The sequence below is a fragment of the [Clostridium] colinum genome (assembly GCF_940677205.1).
In the GTDB taxonomy this organism is placed as follows: domain Bacteria; phylum Bacillota; class Clostridia; order Lachnospirales; family CAG-274; genus Tyzzerella; species Tyzzerella colina.
The window spans coordinates 1,772,295-1,790,001 of the sequence record NZ_OW712331.1 but is presented as its reverse complement, the minus strand read 5'-3'; the positions used below and the strand labels follow the sequence as shown (position 1 = coordinate 1,790,001).

12 protein-coding genes, 6 tRNA genes and 4 rRNA genes are annotated in these 17,707 nt (G+C 32.1%); 18 read left to right on the top strand and 4 right to left on the bottom strand.

What is annotated here, in order from left to right; genetic code table 11:
• Positions 1-242: 242 nt before the first annotated feature.
• Positions 243-2,072 carry a translational GTPase TypA gene (gene typA, locus NBW53_RS08695; RefSeq protein WP_250279030.1) on the top strand — a complete coding sequence of 610 codons (1,830 nt, stop codon included), beginning with the start codon at positions 243-245 and terminating at the stop codon, positions 2,070-2,072.
• Positions 2,073-2,332: 260 nt separating this feature from the next.
• Here typA and NBW53_RS08690 read toward each other — a convergent pair whose 3' ends face one another.
• Genes NBW53_RS08690 through NBW53_RS08675 form a run of 4 tightly spaced genes read right to left on the bottom strand, consistent with a single transcriptional unit; the run spans position 2,333 to position 6,027 of the window.
• Entirely contained in the window at positions 2,333-3,319 is a 987-nt protein-coding gene (locus tag NBW53_RS08690; RefSeq protein ID WP_250277873.1) for a siderophore ABC transporter substrate-binding protein, read from the bottom strand.
• 27 nt (positions 3,320-3,346) lie between these two features.
• On the bottom strand, positions 3,347-4,105 hold the full coding sequence (locus NBW53_RS08685) for an iron ABC transporter ATP-binding protein (RefSeq protein WP_250277872.1): 759 nt from the start codon (positions 4,103-4,105) through the stop codon (positions 3,347-3,349).
• On the bottom strand, positions 4,105-5,055 hold the full coding sequence (locus tag NBW53_RS08680; RefSeq protein ID WP_250277871.1) for an iron chelate uptake ABC transporter family permease subunit: 951 nt from the start codon (positions 5,053-5,055) through the stop codon (positions 4,105-4,107). Before NBW53_RS08680 ends, NBW53_RS08685 begins: the two co-directional genes overlap by 1 nt.
• 15 nt (positions 5,056-5,070) lie before the next feature.
• A complete protein-coding gene (locus tag NBW53_RS08675; RefSeq protein WP_250277870.1) occupies positions 5,071-6,027 on the bottom strand; it encodes an ABC transporter permease in 957 nt (318 codons plus the stop codon).
• Positions 6,028-6,220: 193 nt separating this feature from the next.
• Between NBW53_RS08675 and NBW53_RS08670 the strand changes: the two genes are divergently transcribed.
• The 17 genes from NBW53_RS08670 to tnpA all read left to right on the top strand — a co-directional run bounded on the left by NBW53_RS08670 (position 6,221) and on the right by tnpA (position 17,603).
• Positions 6,221-7,588, top strand: a complete 1,368-nt coding sequence (locus tag NBW53_RS08670) for an SCP2 sterol-binding domain-containing protein (protein WP_250277869.1) — start codon at positions 6,221-6,223, stop codon at positions 7,586-7,588.
• Positions 7,589-7,605: 17 nt separating this feature from the next.
• Entirely contained in the window at positions 7,606-8,445 is an 840-nt protein-coding gene (dapF, locus tag NBW53_RS08665) for a diaminopimelate epimerase (RefSeq protein ID WP_250277868.1), read from the top strand.
• A complete protein-coding gene (locus NBW53_RS08660; RefSeq protein ID WP_250277867.1) occupies positions 8,445-8,945 on the top strand; it encodes a phosphatase PAP2 family protein in 501 nt (166 codons plus the stop codon). Before dapF ends, NBW53_RS08660 begins: the two co-directional genes overlap by 1 nt.
• 12 nt (positions 8,946-8,957) lie before the next feature.
• On the top strand, positions 8,958-9,527 hold the full coding sequence (locus NBW53_RS08655) for an RNA polymerase sigma factor (RefSeq protein ID WP_250277866.1): 570 nt from the start codon (positions 8,958-8,960) through the stop codon (positions 9,525-9,527).
• Positions 9,528-9,577: 50 nt separating this feature from the next.
• A complete protein-coding gene (locus NBW53_RS08650) occupies positions 9,578-10,381 on the top strand; it encodes an anti-sigma factor family protein (protein WP_250277865.1) in 804 nt (267 codons plus the stop codon).
• A gap of 176 nt (positions 10,382-10,557) precedes the next feature.
• Positions 10,558-10,645: transfer RNA gene (locus tag NBW53_RS08645), tRNA-Ser, on the top strand.
• A gap of 109 nt (positions 10,646-10,754) precedes the next feature.
• A complete protein-coding gene (locus tag NBW53_RS08640; protein ID WP_250277864.1) occupies positions 10,755-10,967 on the top strand; it encodes a DUF896 domain-containing protein in 213 nt (70 codons plus the stop codon).
• A gap of 466 nt (positions 10,968-11,433) precedes the next feature.
• Positions 11,434-12,953: ribosomal RNA gene (locus NBW53_RS08635) — 16S ribosomal RNA — on the top strand.
• Between the two features lie 121 nt (positions 12,954-13,074).
• Positions 13,075-13,192 (top strand): 5S ribosomal RNA (rrf, locus tag NBW53_RS08630).
• A gap of 7 nt (positions 13,193-13,199) precedes the next feature.
• A tRNA-Ile gene (locus NBW53_RS08625) sits at positions 13,200-13,273 on the top strand.
• Between the two features lie 37 nt (positions 13,274-13,310).
• Positions 13,311-13,383: transfer RNA gene (locus NBW53_RS08620), tRNA-Ala, on the top strand.
• Positions 13,384-13,597: 214 nt separating this feature from the next.
• A 23S ribosomal RNA gene (locus tag NBW53_RS08615) occupies positions 13,598-16,494 on the top strand.
• Positions 16,495-16,564: 70 nt separating this feature from the next.
• Positions 16,565-16,682, top strand: a 5S ribosomal RNA gene (rrf, locus tag NBW53_RS08610).
• Together the 16S, 23S and 5S rRNA genes with 5 tRNA genes alongside form the textbook arrangement of a ribosomal RNA operon.
• A gap of 7 nt (positions 16,683-16,689) precedes the next feature.
• Positions 16,690-16,762, top strand: a tRNA-Thr gene (locus tag NBW53_RS08605).
• 15 nt (positions 16,763-16,777) lie between these two features.
• Positions 16,778-16,859, top strand: a tRNA-Tyr gene (locus tag NBW53_RS08600).
• A gap of 25 nt (positions 16,860-16,884) precedes the next feature.
• Positions 16,885-16,958, top strand: a tRNA-Met gene (locus tag NBW53_RS08595).
• A gap of 180 nt (positions 16,959-17,138) precedes the next feature.
• Positions 17,139-17,603 carry an IS200/IS605 family transposase gene (gene tnpA / locus NBW53_RS08590; RefSeq protein WP_250277863.1) on the top strand — a complete coding sequence of 155 codons (465 nt, stop codon included), beginning with the start codon at positions 17,139-17,141 and terminating at the stop codon, positions 17,601-17,603.
• Positions 17,604-17,707: the final 104 nt, after the last annotated feature.

Genomic DNA, 17,707 nt, shown 5'->3' with positions numbered 1-17,707 from the left:
GTTTTAAATATTTTACCTTTAGGTTGAAATATTTTAATTAAATATTATATTTTTAGTATAAAATTTATATGAAATATTTATTTTATAAAAGTTATATTATATATTTTTAATAATTTATAAATTTTTATAGTAATTATTAATAACCAATCTAATGTAAAATAGTATATATAGTATAAATGCTTGAAAATATCCGTTTTTTATGTTAAAATTATTTAATAAAATTTATTAGAGAGTAGGAAAAAATTGTGAATAAACGAGAAGATGTAAGAAATATTGCTATTATAGCACACGTAGACCACGGTAAAACTACGCTTGTTGATGAACTTTTAAAACAAAGTGGTACATTTAGGTCTAATCAAGTTATTAGAGAAAGAGTTATGGACTCGGGAGATATAGAAAGAGAAAGAGGTATAACTATTCTTTCTAAAAATACATCAGTATATTATGAAGATAAAAAAATAAATATTGTAGACACACCAGGACACGCAGATTTTGGTGGTGAAGTTGAGCGTGTTTTAAAAATGGTAGACGGTGTTGTTTTGGTTGTAGACGCATATGAAGGCGCTATGCCTCAAACAAAATTTGTTTTAAAAAATGCTTTATCTTTAAAGCTACCTGTTGTTGTTTGTGTAAACAAAATAGACAAACCAGAAGCTAGACCAAACGAAGTTGTAGATGAAATATTAGAACTTTTTATTGAGCTAGACGCAACAGATGAACAACTAGATGCTCCTTTTGTCTTTGCATCTGCAAAAGCTGGTAAGGCATCTATGGACCCAGATAAAGCTATGGAAGCTAGTGATATGAAGTGTCTTTTTGATACAATAATAGATTATATACCAGCTCCAGAGGGCGATATGGAAGCCGGAGTACAAATGTTAGTTACTACAATTGATTATAATGAATATGTAGGTAGAATAGGTATTGGTAAAGTAGAAAATGGTACAATAAAAGTAAATCAAGATGCTTGTGTAGTAAACTTTAATGACCCAGAGAAAAATTATAAAGTAAAAGTAAATAAACTTTATGAATATGAAGGACTTGAAAGAGTTGAAGTAAAATCAGCAACAGTAGGGTCTATTGTTGCAGTTAGCGGTATACCAGATATTCAAATAGGAGATACTATTACCTGTATAGAAAATCCTCAACCTATTGAAGTTAACAAAATTTCAGAACCTACAATAGCTATGACATTTTCTGTTAATGATAGTCCATTTGCAGGGCTTGAAGGTAAGTTTGTTACAAGTAGACATTTAAGAGATAGATTACAAAAAGAACTTAACACAGATGTAAGCCTTAGGGTAGAAGAAACAGAAAGTGCCGATTCTTTTAAAGTAAGTGGACGTGGTGAGCTACATTTATCTATATTAATAGAAACTATGCGTAGAGAAGGCTATGAATTTCAAGTATCTCGTCCAGAAGTTTTATTTAAAGATGTAGACGGAAAACGCTATGAGCCTATGGAGATTGCTACAATAGATGTTCCTGAAGAGTTTGTAGGAAATGTTATAGAAAAGCTTGGAACAAGAAAAGGTGAAATGACAAACATGGTGCCATCTAAAGGTGGATATACAAGGTTGGAATTTAACATACCTGCTAGAGGGCTTATAGGATATAGAAGTGAATTTTTAACAGATACAAAAGGAAATGGTATTATAAATACTATATTTAATGATTATGAACCATACAAGGGAGAGATAGTAAGCCGTCCTCAAGGGTCTTTAGTAGCTTTTGAATCTGGTGAGGCCGTAACATATGGTCTTTATAATGCACAAGAACGAGGAGATTTATTTATCGGCCCTTCTACAAAAGTATATTCTGGTATGGTTGTTGGTAGAAATGCTAGAAGTGGTGATATGGAAGTTAATGTTTGTAAAAGAAAACAACTTACTAACACACGTTCTTCTGGAGCAGATGATGCATTAAAATTAACACCACCTATAAATATGAGCTTAGAAAAATGTATAGAATTTATTACAGATGATGAGCTTGTTGAAGTTACACCAGAAAATCTTAGAATAAGAAAGAAAATTTTAGATTCTAACCTTAGAAAAAAAGCAAATAAAAACTAATTTTTTTAAGTTTATATAATATTAAAATAGTTGAGTATAGCTTATTTAAAAATTTTTATAAGTTATCTCAACTATTTTGTTATCAAAATTTAAAAAAATTTATATTATATTATTTTAGAGGATTAGATTTTATACAATAAAATTGGATTTTTAAAATATTTATTATAACAAAATTAGGGTGTAGAAAAAATCTACACCCTTTATTTTATAATATATCTACATATTTAGGATTAAATTATAAAAATATAGTATTATATGAGTTATTTTAAAGCATTAAGTGTATCATCTATCATAATATTAATAGAAGATAAACCATTACCAACTATATACCAAGCTTCAGGATTTAACATTATTATTTTATTATTTTTTGCAGCATTTGTATTGTTAATTAATTCATTATTTAATGTAGATTTAGCATCTCCTTCACCACTAACAACCGCATTTCTATTTACAACAAATAATATATCAGGGTTAATTTGTGAAATATATTCAAATGATACTTCTTTACCGTGTGTAGTTGCTTCTTCGCCTTCTTTATATAAGTTTTCATCTGCTTGCTTAAATCCTAATACATCGTATATAAGACCAAATCTAGAGCCAGAGCCATATGCAGTTATTTTACCGTTATTTGTTAAAATAACTAATGCTTTTTCATTTAAATTTTTAATTTTTTCATTAGCTTCTTTAATTTTAGCTTCTATATTTTTAATTTCTTCTAAAGCTAAATCTTCTTTATTAAAGATTTTACCTATATTAGTTACATTATTTTTAAAACTTTCCATATAATTTTTATAGTCTAAATCTACATAAACAGTAGGAGCTATTTCATTTAATTTATCATAAAAATCTGCCTGTCTACCGCTTATGAATATTACATCTGGTTTAAATGTATAAATGCCTTCTAAATCTGGTTCTTTTAAGCTACCTGCATTTATACTATTTTCATATCCAGTCAAATAAGAAGGAACATTTTTTAACGGTAAAGCAAAGTCAGCTTCTACCCCTAATTTATTCATAGTATCTAATGTAGCCATATCAAATACTACTACTTTTTGAGGATTAGTTTTAACTTTTGTTTCTCCTTTTGAATGAGAAATAACTATTTCTTGTTCTACACTTTCATTTGTATTTTGTGAGTTTGCTTCAGTTGATGTATTGTTTTGTGGTTCACTTTTTTTGAAAAGCTCACAACCAAAAAGGCTAGATGCTAATAAAAATGTTAATGACAATGTTAATAATTTTTTCATATTTATTCTCCTTTATTTTAAATTTATTTATGAATAATATAGACATATATCTTGCCCATCTATATTTTTAACTTTTATATCCATACTATATATTTCTTTTAAAACAGGCTCTTTAATAATTTCTTCTTTTTTACTATTTTTTATTATTTTACCATCTTTCATTGCTATAATATGGTCGGCATATAATGATACAAAATTTATATCGTGTATAACAATTATAATTGTTTTACCCATTTCTTCGGCTAATTTTTTTACATTTTTCATTATTTTTACACAATGATGCATATCAAGATTATTAAGAGGCTCATCTAAAAATATATACTCTGTATCTTGAGCTATAATCATAGATATAAAAGCCATTTGTTTTTGTCCACCAGACAATTCGTCTAAATATCTATCTTGTAAATCTTCTATGCCCATATATTTTATAGCATTATCTATATGTTCTTTGTCTTCTTTTGTTAATTTTCCTTTAGAATAAGGAAACCTACCAAAGCTAACAAGCTCTTTTACAGTAAGCCTAATATTTAAATTATTAGATTGTTTTAATATAGATATTTTTTTTGATAAAGTATTATTATCCCATTTAGAGAGCTCTTTTTCATCTATATAGACTTCACCACTATTTTTAGATAAAGTACGGCTTATTATAGATATTAATGTGCTTTTCCCAGCACCATTAGCACCAATAAAAGCTATAACTTTACCTTTTGGAATATCTAACGAAACATTATCTATAATTGATTTTTCACCATATTTTTTTATTATATTTTTTAATTTTATCATTATTTTTTGGCCTCCTTTAATATTAAATATATAAAGTAAATACCGCCTATAAAGTTTATTATTGTACTAACTGTTGTATTAAAATTAAATACTTTTTCTACTAAAAATTGTCCAAAAACTAATGCAAAAAATCCTATTAATATAGCACAAAATATTCTATATGTATGTTTATATGTTTTCATAAGCTCCCTTGATATACTAGCTACTAATATACCTAAAAAAGTTATAGGACCTGTTAAAGCAGTGCATACAGATATTAAAACACTTGTTATAATAAGATTTTTTAATACAAATCTATTATAATTTATACCAAGATTTATAGAATGGTCTTTCCCAAGAGATATAACATCTAATTTAGTATAGTCTTTTATAGTAATTAAAAATAATACTAATATTATTAGTACACTTATGAAGAGTAAATCTTCATTTATATTAGAAAAACTTGCAAACATTTTACCTTGTAAAACAAAAAATTCGTTTGGATCTAGTATAACTTGCATAAAAGTTGACATACCACCAAAAAGATTACCTATAATCATACCTGTTAGTATTAAAAAATATAAATTTCTATTTTCTTTTAAAAACAAAATAAAAAATAATAGCAGAGAAAATAATATCATAAATCCAATAGATAAAAAATAATTAGTATATCCACTCATCATAGCTAAAGTTTTTGAACCAAAAAAATAAACTATAACTGTTTGTACAAACATATATAAAGAATCTAAACCTAAAACACTAGGTGTCAATATTCTATTGTTAGTTATACTTTGAAAGCTAACAGCCGAATATCCTATACAATAACTAGATATAGCTATTGCTAAAATTTTTGTAGCTCTTTTAGGTAAAAAATAACCTATATTATCTTTATTTATTCCTAAAAATAAAGATAATGAACAAGCAACTAATACTAATATTAGTAATATTAACAGTTTCTTTTTATTAGACATAATATACTTCCTTTATTATTTTTCTTTTTTAAATAATATAAATAAGAAAATAATGCTACCAATAACACTTATTATAGTGCTAACATTTATTTCATACGGGTAAATTATAACCCTTCCTAAAATATCACAGATTAATACAAATATAGCCCCAGTTATTCCTATATCAAAAATGGTATTTTTTATACTATCGCCTTTTGTCATAGAAACTATATTAGGTATAATAAGTCCAACAAATGGAATACTACCAATAGTTACAACTACTAGTGAGCTTATAAAAGAAACTATAATAAGCCCAATAGTTACTATTTTTTGATAGTTTATACCTAAGTTTATTGAAAAATCTTCTCCCATACTTGCTATAGTAAATTTATTAGCATACAAATAAGCAATTATTGCAAAAGGTATACCAAGATAAAGAATTTCATAATTACCTTTTATTACAGTGGAAAAGTTACCCTGTAACCAAGATGATATATTTTGTATAAGTTCATATTTATATGCTATAAAGCTAGTAATAGAAGAAACAACACTACCTAACATCATACCAATAAGAGGAACTATAATATTATTTTTAAATTTAATAGTTTTTAAAATAATCATAAATAAAAAGTTGCCACTTAAAGCTATTATAAATGCTATTATTATTTTAATTAATTTGTGCTCTCCACCAAAAAATAATACAGATATTAAAACTCCAAATTTACACCATTCCATAGTACCAGCAGTAGATGGGGATACAAATTTATTATTTGTTATTGTTTGCATTATAAGCCCAACTATGCTAAGACTAGCACCAGTAATAATAATAGCTAAAAGGCGAGGTAATCTACTAATAGTTATTAAAAATACATCATCTGGATTTTTAAATAATGCACCTATTAGGCTAAAATCTTTCACACCTATTTGTATAGAAACTATGCTTAAGGCTATAAGTAAAAAAATATATGTAAGTTTTTTATAGGTTTGTTTCATAATACCTCCATAAAATAAATAAAACAATTATAAAATTACTTATAGCTAACGCTAGTTAGTTTATCACAACTATATGTATTTGTCAATATAAATTTTATAAAAAAATTAAATTTTTAATCTTTATATATATATCATTATATGGTATAATTAAAATAATTTACAATTTAAGAAAAACTTTAACAGGAGGATTATTATGCAAATAATTTGTATATATTCTGGTGTTTCTCCTTTTGAGCAAAAGCTAGATTATGTTTTTAATATATTTAAAAATACTTTAAATGAAATAGGGGTTAAAGTAAGCACTTTAGATATAACAAAAGTTGATATAGGTTATTTTAATGGTATAAAGCAACCTATAATTGAAAACATATTTAATCATATGAAAAATGCTCAAGGACTTATATTTGCAACAACAGCACAAAGGTTTTCTATTAATGGTGCTATGCAAGTATTTTTAGAGCATATGGACTATAATTTATATAAAGATATTTTAAAAGATAAGCCTTGTACATCTATAATAACATCTTCAGATGGTAGCGAATATATGGCGGGGAATTATATAAACTTATTAATTGGTGCTTTAGGCGGAATAAATATTAACAATATATTAATAGGTAAAGAATATTTAAACAACATAGAAATATCTGATTCTAAAGAAATTATAGAAAAATATGCAGAAGATTTTTATAGAATAGTTAAACAAAATCGTAAATTTTTTATTGCTAATCCTTTTAAAGACAGCTATGTAAAAAAACAAGAAAATTTATTTGATTTTAACAAACAAGATGATATTATAACTATAGAAAGCCTTATGAAAGAAAATGAAAAACCAGTAAGAAATTTAACTGGTGTTCAAGTGGCAGATTTATATAAAAAAGAAATTGATAGTAATTTAGACCGACAAGGTATAAATAATGTACAAAAAAGTAACATTAATGAACTATTAAAGCAATATAAAAATGGGCAAGGATTAAACAATAATATACAACAACCTATTAATAATCAAATTAATCAACAATATTCTAATAATATTAATAACCAGTTTAATACTGAACAACCTATGAATAGTCAATTTAATAATAATCAGCTACAAAAAAATGTGTTAAACCAAGAAGATGATATAAACTATATTGCTAAGCTATTAGGACAAAAATATGAAGAGGAGTCTAACATACAAAAGCAATTAAATGAGTATGTTAAATATAACAATCAAAATGCTACTAATATATCAGCTAGCATAAACAGTTTAAAACAAAGGACACAAAGTTTATATCATTATTTTCAACCACAGCTAGCAAACGGAATAAATATTGTTATGCAAGTTAGTATATCTGGAAAAGAAAATTTTAATGTTTTCTTTACTATAAAAAATGGGGAATGTACTTGTAATGAGGGTATATATCCTTCAGCAGATGTTACTATTATATCAGATAGTATTGTTTGGGAAGAAGTTTTAGAAGGCAAGTGTACTTTACAAAAAGCGTTTATGTTAGGAAGATTAAAAGTTAAAGGAAATTTTGTAATTATAAGCAAATTTGAACAGTTTTTTAAAATTATTTAGTTATTTGGAGGAATTTTATGAAGTTTACTAAAATGCAAGGTTGTGGTAATGATTATGTTTATATAAATTGCTTTGAAGAAAAAATAGATAACCCTAATGAGCTTGCTATAAAAATGAGTAATAGAAATTTTGGAGTAGGCTCAGACGGGCTTATTCTTGTTATGCCATCAAATGTAGCAGATTGTAAAATGAGAATGTTTAATAGTGATGGGTCTGAATCTGAAATGTGCGGAAATGGTATAAGATGTGTAGGAAAGTTTGTTCACGATAAAGATATAGTAAAAAAAGACATAATAACTGTTGAAACATTAGCAGGTATAAAAACTTTAGAATTTTTTAAAGATGAAAATAATAAAGTTTTAGATGTTAAAGTAAATATGGGAGAGCCTATTTTTAGCCCAGAAAAAATACCAGTTATTTCAGATGAAGAAATAGTAAAAAATTTAAAGCTAAAAGCATTAGACAAAGAATTTACATTTACTTGTGTATCTATGGGGAATCCTCACGCTATTACTTTTGTAAATGATTTAGACAACTTTGATGTAGAAAAATATGGAGCTATATTAGAAACAAATCCAGCTTTTCCTAAGCGAGCTAACATAGAATTTGTAGAAGTTATAGATAAAAATCATTTGAAAATGCGTGTTTTTGAAAGAGGTAGCAAAGAAACATTTGCCTGTGGAACAGGAACTTGTGCAACTGTTGTAGCATCTTTTTTAAACGGAAAAAGTGATAGAAAAAATGTATTTGTAAAATTGTTAGGTGGAACATTAAATATATCGTGGAGTGAAGAAGATAATAACGTTTATATGACTGGACCAGCAAGATTTGTTTTTGAAGGAGATTGGCTTTTATAATGCTAAACCAAAAAATATTTAATATACTATTTGATTTTGGTAATAGACATAAAAAATTGACAATTTTTATTACTATATATTCTTGTTATTTATTTTTTATTATGTATTTAATAGGTTATGTATACATTTTTTTAAATTTTGAAAAATTTGGATACAAAACTTTATTAAAATATATATTTGTACCATTAATTACTATAATTATAGCAAAAATACTTAGAAAAAATATAAACTCTAAAAGACCATTTGAAAAAATGAATATAACGAGTTTAGTAGAACACAAAGGAGGAAACTCTATGCCTAGCAATCATTCTGCTAGTGCAATGGTTTTAGCTATGGCGCTTACATATATAAGCCCTAAATATTTTTTATTTTTCATTATATTGGCAATAATAACAGGTATATTTAGAATTATAGCTGGACTACATTATCCTATAGATGTTTTATTTGGATTTTTATTGGGGCTATTGATAGGTATTTTAGGGTTTTTTATCTTATTTTAAAAGAGGTCTTGTATGGATATAGAAATTGTAGAAAAAGTTTTGAAAGGCGATGTAGATGCTTTTTCAAATATTATAGATAAATATGAAAAAATGATTTATAACCTTGCTTATAGAATATTTAACAATGTATCAGATGCAGAAGACATAACTCAGGAGACATTTATAAAAATATATAAAAATCTTTATAAATGTGAAGGAAAACAAAGTATAAAAACTTGGATTTATACAATTGCTTATAATACTTGTATAGACGAAGTTAGAAAAAGAAAAGGTAAAAATAATATATCTCTTGATATGGAAATAGATGGAAAGGATAATAGCTTTTCTTTAGATTTTCCATCTAATGAACCTACACCAGAAAATTATCTTATTCAAAAAGAAGGAATTTTAGAAATAGAACAAGCTATAAATAGTTTAAATGAAGATAATAAAGCTTTAATATTTTTAAGAGACATAAAAGGGTTTAGTTATAATGAAATAAGTGAAATAATGGGACTTAATATAGGTACTGTTAAATCTAAATTAAACCGTGCTAGAAATACTCTTAAAAATATATTAAAAAATAATTGGAACAAATCTTAATAATAACCGTTTAAACTTATATATGTTTTATTTTTTAGGAGGAACAAATAATGGATTGTAGAGAAGTTTGCGATAAAATTTATGAATATATAGAACATCAACTTTCACAAAAAGAAATTATAGAGTTTGAAGAACATATGAAAAATTGCAAACATTGTCAAGAAGAATATTATGACTTAGAAAAAATTATAGTTAGACTTAAAAATATTAAAGATGTGGAACCACCAAAAGATTTAAAATATAAAATATTAGATAATATTAAAAAAGAAAATAAAAATAAATCTAAAATAGTTTATTGGAAAAGATATTCATATGCCGCAGTTACTATAAGTATGCTTTTTGGTGGTATGTATATGTTAAAAAACATAAATAATACTCCTATAAAAAATGATATTTATACTGCTACCAAAACATCTAGAAGTATAACAAATACAGAAACAATTATAGAAGAGAATAATCATATTCCTAATGTTGCAAATGAAGATAATATAAATGAAAATGCAATTTTTAACAATTCTAGAAGTATAGATAATAGTGAAAATAAATATTTGTACGATAAATTTATAAAAAAAGAAAATAACATTAATATATTTAAACACGATATAGCTTTAAATAAAAATGAAGTTTGTAATATATATTTTGAAAATAAAAGCGATAAAAGTATTAATTTATATGTAGAAGATATAGATGGTAATAAAGTTAGTGAAGATACTATAATTAATGGAAATTCTAGTGATAATATTGAGTTTTTTATTTTAGATGAAAATATAGAACAAAATGTATATACAGTTACTATTGACGGAAACGGAAAAGAAATTGAAGGATATTTTAAAATAGAAATTATGACTAAATAATTGTATTTATTATAGATTTATAATATATTAAAAAAGATTATACAAATAATTAGTGTTCATAACATCTATACTATTAGTGAATGTTAAAATAAAAAATAAAAAATTTTAAAAAAAGTATTGACAAATTACAAAATATATAATACAATAAACAAGCAGTATAAATGATGCTTGCTTATGGAGGATTACTCAAGTGGCTGAAGAGGCTCCCCTGCTAAGGGAGTAGGTCGTTAACGCGGCGCGAGGGTTCAAATCCCTTGTCCTCCGTAATTACCCTAAGTTATTACTTAGGGTTTTTTGTTATATATAATTAAAATTAAAGATAAAATAAAAAATAATTGAAACCTTATCTTAAAAATTTTAAGGAGTAAATAAAATGACAAATGATAAACTTATAATTAGAATAAATGAACTTGCTAATAAATCTAAAACAGTTGGTCTTACAGAAGATGAAATTAAAGAAAGAGATGAACTTAGAAAAAAATATATAGAAAATTTTAGATCTAAGTTTAAAACAGAAATATTAGATAATATTTATATAGTTGAAGAAGACGGAACAGAAACAAAACTTACAAAAGAAGATAAATAAATTTTTATATTTATGTATAAAACAAAATTATTTGTAAATAATAAATATTGTACTAATAAAATAAAATTTATTATTTATAAAAAAGTGTTGACAAGGTTAAAAAAATATGGTAGACTAACTAAGTCGCTAAAATAAAGCAAAAATGTAAAAAAAATGAAAAAAGTTCTTGACAATGTAAAAGACAAGTGATAAAATGATAAAGTCGCTAAAACGACAATAAATTGTAAGTCAAGTAAATAAAATAAAAAAAGCTTGACAAAAATGAAAAAAATGTTATAATAGAACAAGTAACTAATAAAATTTATAAAAAATGAGATTAGTTAAAGACATTATAAAAGATTGAACATTGAAAACTAAATAATCAAAAAGTGAATTAGACAACCCGAAAAATTCAAGTGAGAAAAAACACTGAAAAAGAGAAAAAGTCAGAGTAATCTGAGCGAATAAAACTTAAAGTTTAAGGAATTAAAATGAGAGTTTGATCCTGGCTCAGGATGAACGCTGGCGGCGTGCCTAACACATGCAAGTCGAGCGGAGTTTTATGGGAGCTTGCTTTTATAAAACTTAGCGGCGGACGGGTGAGTAACGCGTGGGTAACCTGCCCTATACACAGGGATAACATTGAGAAATTGATGCTAATACCTGATAAGCCAACAAGTAGGCATCTACAAGTTGGAAAAACTGAGGTGGTATAGGAGGGGCCCGCGTCTGATTAGCTAGTTGGTGGGGTAAAGGCCTACCAAGGCGACGATCAGTAGCCGACCTGAGAGGGTGATCGGCCACATTGGAACTGAGACACGGTCCAAACTCCTACGGGAGGCAGCAGTGGGGAATATTGCACAATGGGGGGAACCCTGATGCAGCAACGCCGCGTGAAGGAAGAAGTATTTCGGTATGTAAACTTCTATCGACAGGGAAGAAATAAATGACGGTACCTGAATAAGAAGCACCGGCTAAATACGTGCCAGCAGCCGCGGTAATACGTATGGTGCAAGCGTTATCCGGATTTACTGGGTGTAAAGGGTGAGTAGGCGGTTATGCAAGTCATATGTGAAATTCTGGGGCTCAACCTCAGGGCTGCATAAGAAACTGTGTAACTAGAGTACAGGAGAGGTAAGCGGAATTCCTAGTGTAGTGGTGAAATGCGTAGATATTAGGAAGAACACCGGTGGCGAAGGCGGCTTACTGGACTGAAACTGACGCTGAGTCACGAAAGCGTGGGGAGCGAACAGGATTAGATACCCTGGTAGTCCACGCCGTAAACGATGAGTGCTAGGTGTTGGGAAGAGATTCTCGGTGCCGCAGCAAACGCAATAAGCACTCCACCTGGGGAGTACGACCGCAAGGTTGAAACTCAAAGGAATTGACGGGGACCCGCACAAGCGGTGGAGCATGTGGTTTAATTCGAAGCAACGCGAAGAACCTTACCTAAACTTGACATCCCGATGACAATCTGTGTAATGCAGACTTTCTTCGGAACATCGGTGACAGGTGGTGCATGGTTGTCGTCAGCTCGTGTCGTGAGATGTTGGGTTAAGTCCCGCAACGAGCGCAACCCCTATTCTTAGTAGCCAGCATTTAGGATGGGCACTCTAGGGAGACTGCCGTGGATAACACGGAGGAAGGTGGGGATGACGTCAAATCATCATGCCCCTTATGTTTAGGGCTACACACGTGCTACAATGGCTGTAACAAAGTGAAGCAAGATAGTGATATGGAGCAAAGCACAAAAAAGCAGTCCCAGTTCGGATTGTAGTCTGCAACTCGACTACATGAAGTTGGAATCGCTAGTAATCGCGAATCAGAATGTCGCGGTGAATACGTTCCCGGGTCTTGTACACACCGCCCGTCACACCATGGGAGTTGGAAGCGCCCGAAGCCTGTGACCTAACCGCAAGGGAGGAGCAGTCGAAGGTGAAGCCAGTGACTGGGGTGAAGTCGTAACAAGGTAGCCGTATCGGAAGGTGCGGCTGGATCACCTCCTTTCTAAGGAAAAAGGGAAACTAATTCATTGATTATTTAGTTTTGAGTGTTTAAGTGTTAATTTTATAAAATAAAATTATATATTACCTTTAATAAAAAAGGTAGAATTAAATACTGAAAAATTTACGGTGACGATGCGTTTAGGGGAAACACCCGTTCCCATACCGAACACGAAGGTTAAGACCTAAACGGCTGATGATACTTGGTGGGGGACCGCCTGGGAAAGTAAGTGGTTGCCGTATTAAATATGGGCTTATAGCTCAGCTGGTTAGAGCGCACGCCTGATAAGCGTGAGGTCGATGGTTCGAGTCCATTTAAGCCCACTGGTAAGAAATTTTAATAATGTTTAAAATATAATATGGGGGTGTAGCTCAGTTGGGAGAGCACTTGCCTTGCAAGCAAGGGGTCACGAGTTCGAATCTCGTCATCTCCACTCGGTAACGAAAGTTACCAATTATTATTAATCTTTGTAAAAAGGTTATGTAAATTTGTACTTTGAAAACTGAATAGAAAACACAACGCGATAAAGTTTGAGAAAACGATATCGTGAGCCAGACAAAAATGTTTAAGAGGTAAAAGCAAGAAATAAAAGTTTTTCCGAAAAAAGATTTAAACAATATCTCGGTGAATAAATAAAGAAACCGAAAGGTCAAGCTAATAAGAGCAAAGGGTGAATGCCTTGGCATCAAGAACCGAAGAAGGACGTAGAAAGCTGCGAAAAGCCACGATGAGACGCAAACAGTCAGCGACTCGTGGATATCCGAATGGGGAAACCTAGCAGAGAAAAGCTCTGTTACTGCATACTGAATAAATAGGTATGTAGGGGGAACGTTGTGAACTGAAACATCTAAGTAGCAACAGGAAGAGAAAGAAAAATCGATTTCCTAAGTAGCGGCGAGCGAAAGGGAAGAAGGCCAAACCGACGAGCGTGCTTGTCGGGGTTGAGGACTGCATAATCCATTGACAAAGAATAGTCGAATTGTTTTGGGAAAGCAAACCAAAGAAGGTGAAAGTCCAGTAGACGAAATTTGGAGTCAGGAGGCAGAATCCAGAGTACCACGGGACACGAGAAACCCTGTGGGAAGCCGGGGGGACCACCCCCCAAGCCTAAATATTCCTTGATGACCGATAGTGAAATAGTACTGTGAAGGAAAGGTGAAAAGAACCCCGGGAGGAGTGAAAAAGAACCTGAAACCCTTTGTTTACAAACAGTGGGAGTTACAATAGTAACAACTGCGTACTTTTTGTAGAACGGTCCGGCGAGTTACATTTGCAAGCGAGGTTAATTAGTAAGAAGCTAAGAAGCCGAAGGGAAACCAAGTCTGAAAAGGGCGACAAGTTTGTAGGTGTAGACCCGAAACCGGGTGACCTATCCATGAGCAGGTTGAAGTTACCGTAAAAGGTAATGGAGGACCGAACTCGTATCTGTTGAAAAAGGTTGAGATGACTTGTGGATAGCGGAGAAATTCCAATCGAACCCGGAGATAGCTGGTTCTCCTCGAAATAGCTTTAGGGCTAGCCTTGTGTTAATCTACTGGAGGTAAAGCACTGAATTGGTGCGGGGCCTTCGCGGGTTACCAAATCATATCAAACTAAGAATGCCAGAAAGATGATGCACAGGAGTCAGACTATGTGAGATAAGTTTCATAGTCAAAAGGGAAAGAGCCCAGACCGACAGCTAAGGTCCCAAAGTGTGTGTTAAGTGGAAAAGGATGTGAGAATTCGAAGACAACTAGGATGTTGGCTTAGAAGCAGCCACTCATTTAAAGAGTGCGTAACAGCTCACTAGTCGAGAGTTTTTGCGCCGAAAATGTCCGGGGCTAAAACACACCACCGAAGCTACGGAATTGTACGAATGTACAATTGGTAGAGGAGCAATCTGCAAGGATGAAGCCAAACTGAAAGGAATGGTGGACGAAGCAGAAGAGAGAATGCCGGAATGAGTAGCGAGATATATGTGAGAATCATATAGGTCGAATGTCTAAGGTTTCCAGAGTAAAGCTGATCTGCTCTGGGTAAGTCGGGACCTAAGGCGAGGTCGAAAGACGTAGTCGATGGATAACAGGTTTAAATTCCTGTACTACTAATAATCAGAACTGTGGGGACACAGGAGGATAGGAAAACCGAGGAAAGGAAATACTCGGCTAAGCACAAAGCTGTGGATATGATGCAAATCACATATCTAAAGGTGAAGTGTGATAGGGAGTGAAGAAAAGTAGCGAAGTTTCTGAATCCACACTGTCAAGAAAAGCCGCTATAGTGTTATTAGTACCCGTACCGCAAACCGACACAGGTAGACGAGGAGAAAATCCACAGACCGACGGGAGAAGTGTTGTTAAGGAACTCGGCAAAATGACCCCGTAACTTAGGGAGAAGGGGAGCCTACGAGAGTAGGCCACAGAGAAGAGGCTCAAGCGACTGTTTAGCAAAAACACAGGTCTCTGCTAAACCGAAAGGTGAAGTATAGGGGCTGACACCTGCCCGGTGCTGGAAGGTCAAAAGGAGAGGTTAGGAGCAATCCGAAGCTTTGAATTCAAGCCCCAGTAAACGGCGGCCGTAACTATAACGGTCCTAAGGTAGCGAAATTCCTTGTCAGGTAAGTTCTGACCCGCACGAAAGGTGTAACGATTTGAGCACTGTCTCGACAACACGCCCGGTGAAATTGAAGAACCAGTGAAGATACTGGTTACCCGCAACAGGACGGAAAGACCCCATGGAGCTTTACTGCAGCTTAATATTGGGATTCGGTATTACATGTACAGGATAGGAGGGAGACTGAGAAGCCAGTACGCCAGTATTGGTGGAGTCGATGTTGGGATACCTCTCTTGTAGTATTGGATTTCTAACCTGCTTCTGTGATCCAGAAGAGGGACATTGTTAGGCGGGCAGTTTGACTGGGGCGGTCGCCTCCGAAAGAGTAACGGAGGCGCTCAAAGGTCTTCTCAGAATGATTGGAAACCATTCAAAGAGTGTAAAGGCAGAAGAAGGCTTGACTGCGAGAGCGACGGTTCGAGCAGGTACGAAAGTAGGACTTAGTGATCCGGTGGTAACAAGTGGGAGTGCCATCGCTTAACGGATAAAAGCTACCCTGGGGATAACAGGCTTATCTCCCCCAAGAGTTCACATCGACGGGGAGGTTTGGCACCTCGATGTCGGCTCATCGCATCCTGGGGCTGAAGTAGGTCCCAAGGGTTGGGCTGTTCGCCCATTAAAGCGGTACGCGAGCTGGGTTCAGAACGTCGTGAGACAGTTCGGTCCCTATCCGTTGTGGGCGTAGGAAATTTGAGAGGAGCTGTCCTTAGTACGAGAGGACCGGGATGGACGAACCGCTGGTGTATCTGTTGGTAACCAATGCCACGGCAGAGTAGCCAAGTTTGGAAAGGATAAACGCTGAAGGCATCTAAGCGTGAAGCCAACCTCAAGACTAGATTTCCATTGCCTAGTGCAAGTAAGACCCCTTGAAGACGACGAGGTTGATAGGCCTAAGGTGTAAGTACGGTAACGTATTTAGCTGATAGGTACTAATGGTCGAGTGCTTGTCCAATGATTTTGTTTAATTCTTTTAGTTTGGTTTGTGTTTTCTATCAGTTTTGAGAGTATAAACTCTAAAAATTTACGGTGATGATGCGTTTAGGGGAAACACCCGTTCCCATACCGAACACGAAGGTTAAGACCTAAACGGCTGATGATACTTGGTGGGGGACCGCCTGGGAAAGTAAGTGGTTGCCGTATTAAATAAGCCGATGTGGCTCAATTGGCAGAGCAGCTGACTTGTAATCAGCAGGTTGGGGGTTCGAGTCCCTTCATCGGCTTTGATTTCTTAATAAGGGTGGATTCCCGAGTGGCCAAAGGGGGCAGACTGTAAATCTGTTAGCTAGTCTTTCGAAGGTTCGAATCCTTCTCCACCCACTTTAACACTAAAAACTTATAATGACGCGGGATGGAGCAGCCTGGTAGCTCGTCGGGCTCATAACCCGAAGGTCGTCGGTTCAAATCCGGCTCCCGCAACTATTTTAATTAAACGGTAAAGTTACAAATAACTTTACCGTTTTTTTGTCGCCGAATAGGCTTGATTAAACCACCAGCATAGCTGGTGGTAGGTAAAAACTCTTATAGAAAAGTAAAAACCTCCTATGATAGAATATAATTGGTCTGGCAACCAAAAATAAAATCATAGGAGGTTTTGTGATGAAAGACATAAATAGTTTATTACGTTCTAAATGGAGATGCAAATATCATATAGTATTTGCACCAAAATATAGGAGACAAGAAATATATGGAAAGATAAAAGCAGATATAGAAAAAATATTAAGAATGCTTTGTGAAATGAAAGGGGTTAAAATAATAGAGGCAGAAGCTTGTAAAGACCATATACATATGTTAGTAGAAATACCACCATATTTAAGTGTCTCACAATTTATGGGATATTTAAAAAGTAAAAGTAGCTTAATGATATTTGATAGGCATGCAAACTTAAAGTATAAATATGGGAATAGCCATTTTTGGTGTAGAGGATATTATGTAGATACAGTATGTAGAAATCAAAATGCAATAAAAGAATACATAAAAAATCAATTAGAAGAAGATATAGTAAATGACCAAATAAGTTTAAAAGAATATATAGACCCATTTATGGGTATCCAGAGTAAGTAGGCAAAAAAATAGCCACTTTTAGTGGCAGCCAAGAAATAGTAATGTAATTGTCAGACCATTCAGTGCCTCTTTAGAGGCTTACAACAAAAAAAAGCCCTTATAGG

Excerpts from the sequence above, each read along its gene's own strand:
- NBW53_RS08690 (WP_250277873.1), bottom strand. The coding sequence starts at position 3,319 with ATGAAAAAATTATTAACATTGTCATTAACATTTTTATTAGCATCTAGC.
- NBW53_RS08685 (WP_250277872.1), bottom strand. The coding sequence starts at position 4,105 with ATGATAAAATTAAAAAATATAATAAAAAAATATGGTGAAAAATCAATT.
- NBW53_RS08680 (WP_250277871.1), bottom strand. The coding sequence starts at position 5,055 with ATGTCTAATAAAAAGAAACTGTTAATATTACTAATATTAGTATTAGTT.
- NBW53_RS08675 (WP_250277870.1), bottom strand. The coding sequence starts at position 6,027 with ATGAAACAAACCTATAAAAAACTTACATATATTTTTTTACTTATAGCC.
- NBW53_RS08670 (WP_250277869.1), top strand. The coding sequence starts at position 6,221 with ATGCAAATAATTTGTATATATTCTGGTGTTTCTCCTTTTGAGCAAAAG.
- dapF (WP_250277868.1), top strand. The coding sequence starts at position 7,606 with ATGAAGTTTACTAAAATGCAAGGTTGTGGTAATGATTATGTTTATATA.
- NBW53_RS08660 (WP_250277867.1), top strand. The coding sequence starts at position 8,445 with ATGCTAAACCAAAAAATATTTAATATACTATTTGATTTTGGTAATAGA.
- NBW53_RS08655 (WP_250277866.1), top strand. The coding sequence starts at position 8,958 with ATGGATATAGAAATTGTAGAAAAAGTTTTGAAAGGCGATGTAGATGCT.
- NBW53_RS08650 (WP_250277865.1), top strand. The coding sequence starts at position 9,578 with ATGGATTGTAGAGAAGTTTGCGATAAAATTTATGAATATATAGAACAT.
- NBW53_RS08640 (WP_250277864.1), top strand. The coding sequence starts at position 10,755 with ATGACAAATGATAAACTTATAATTAGAATAAATGAACTTGCTAATAAA.
- tnpA (WP_250277863.1), top strand. The coding sequence starts at position 17,139 with ATGAAAGACATAAATAGTTTATTACGTTCTAAATGGAGATGCAAATAT.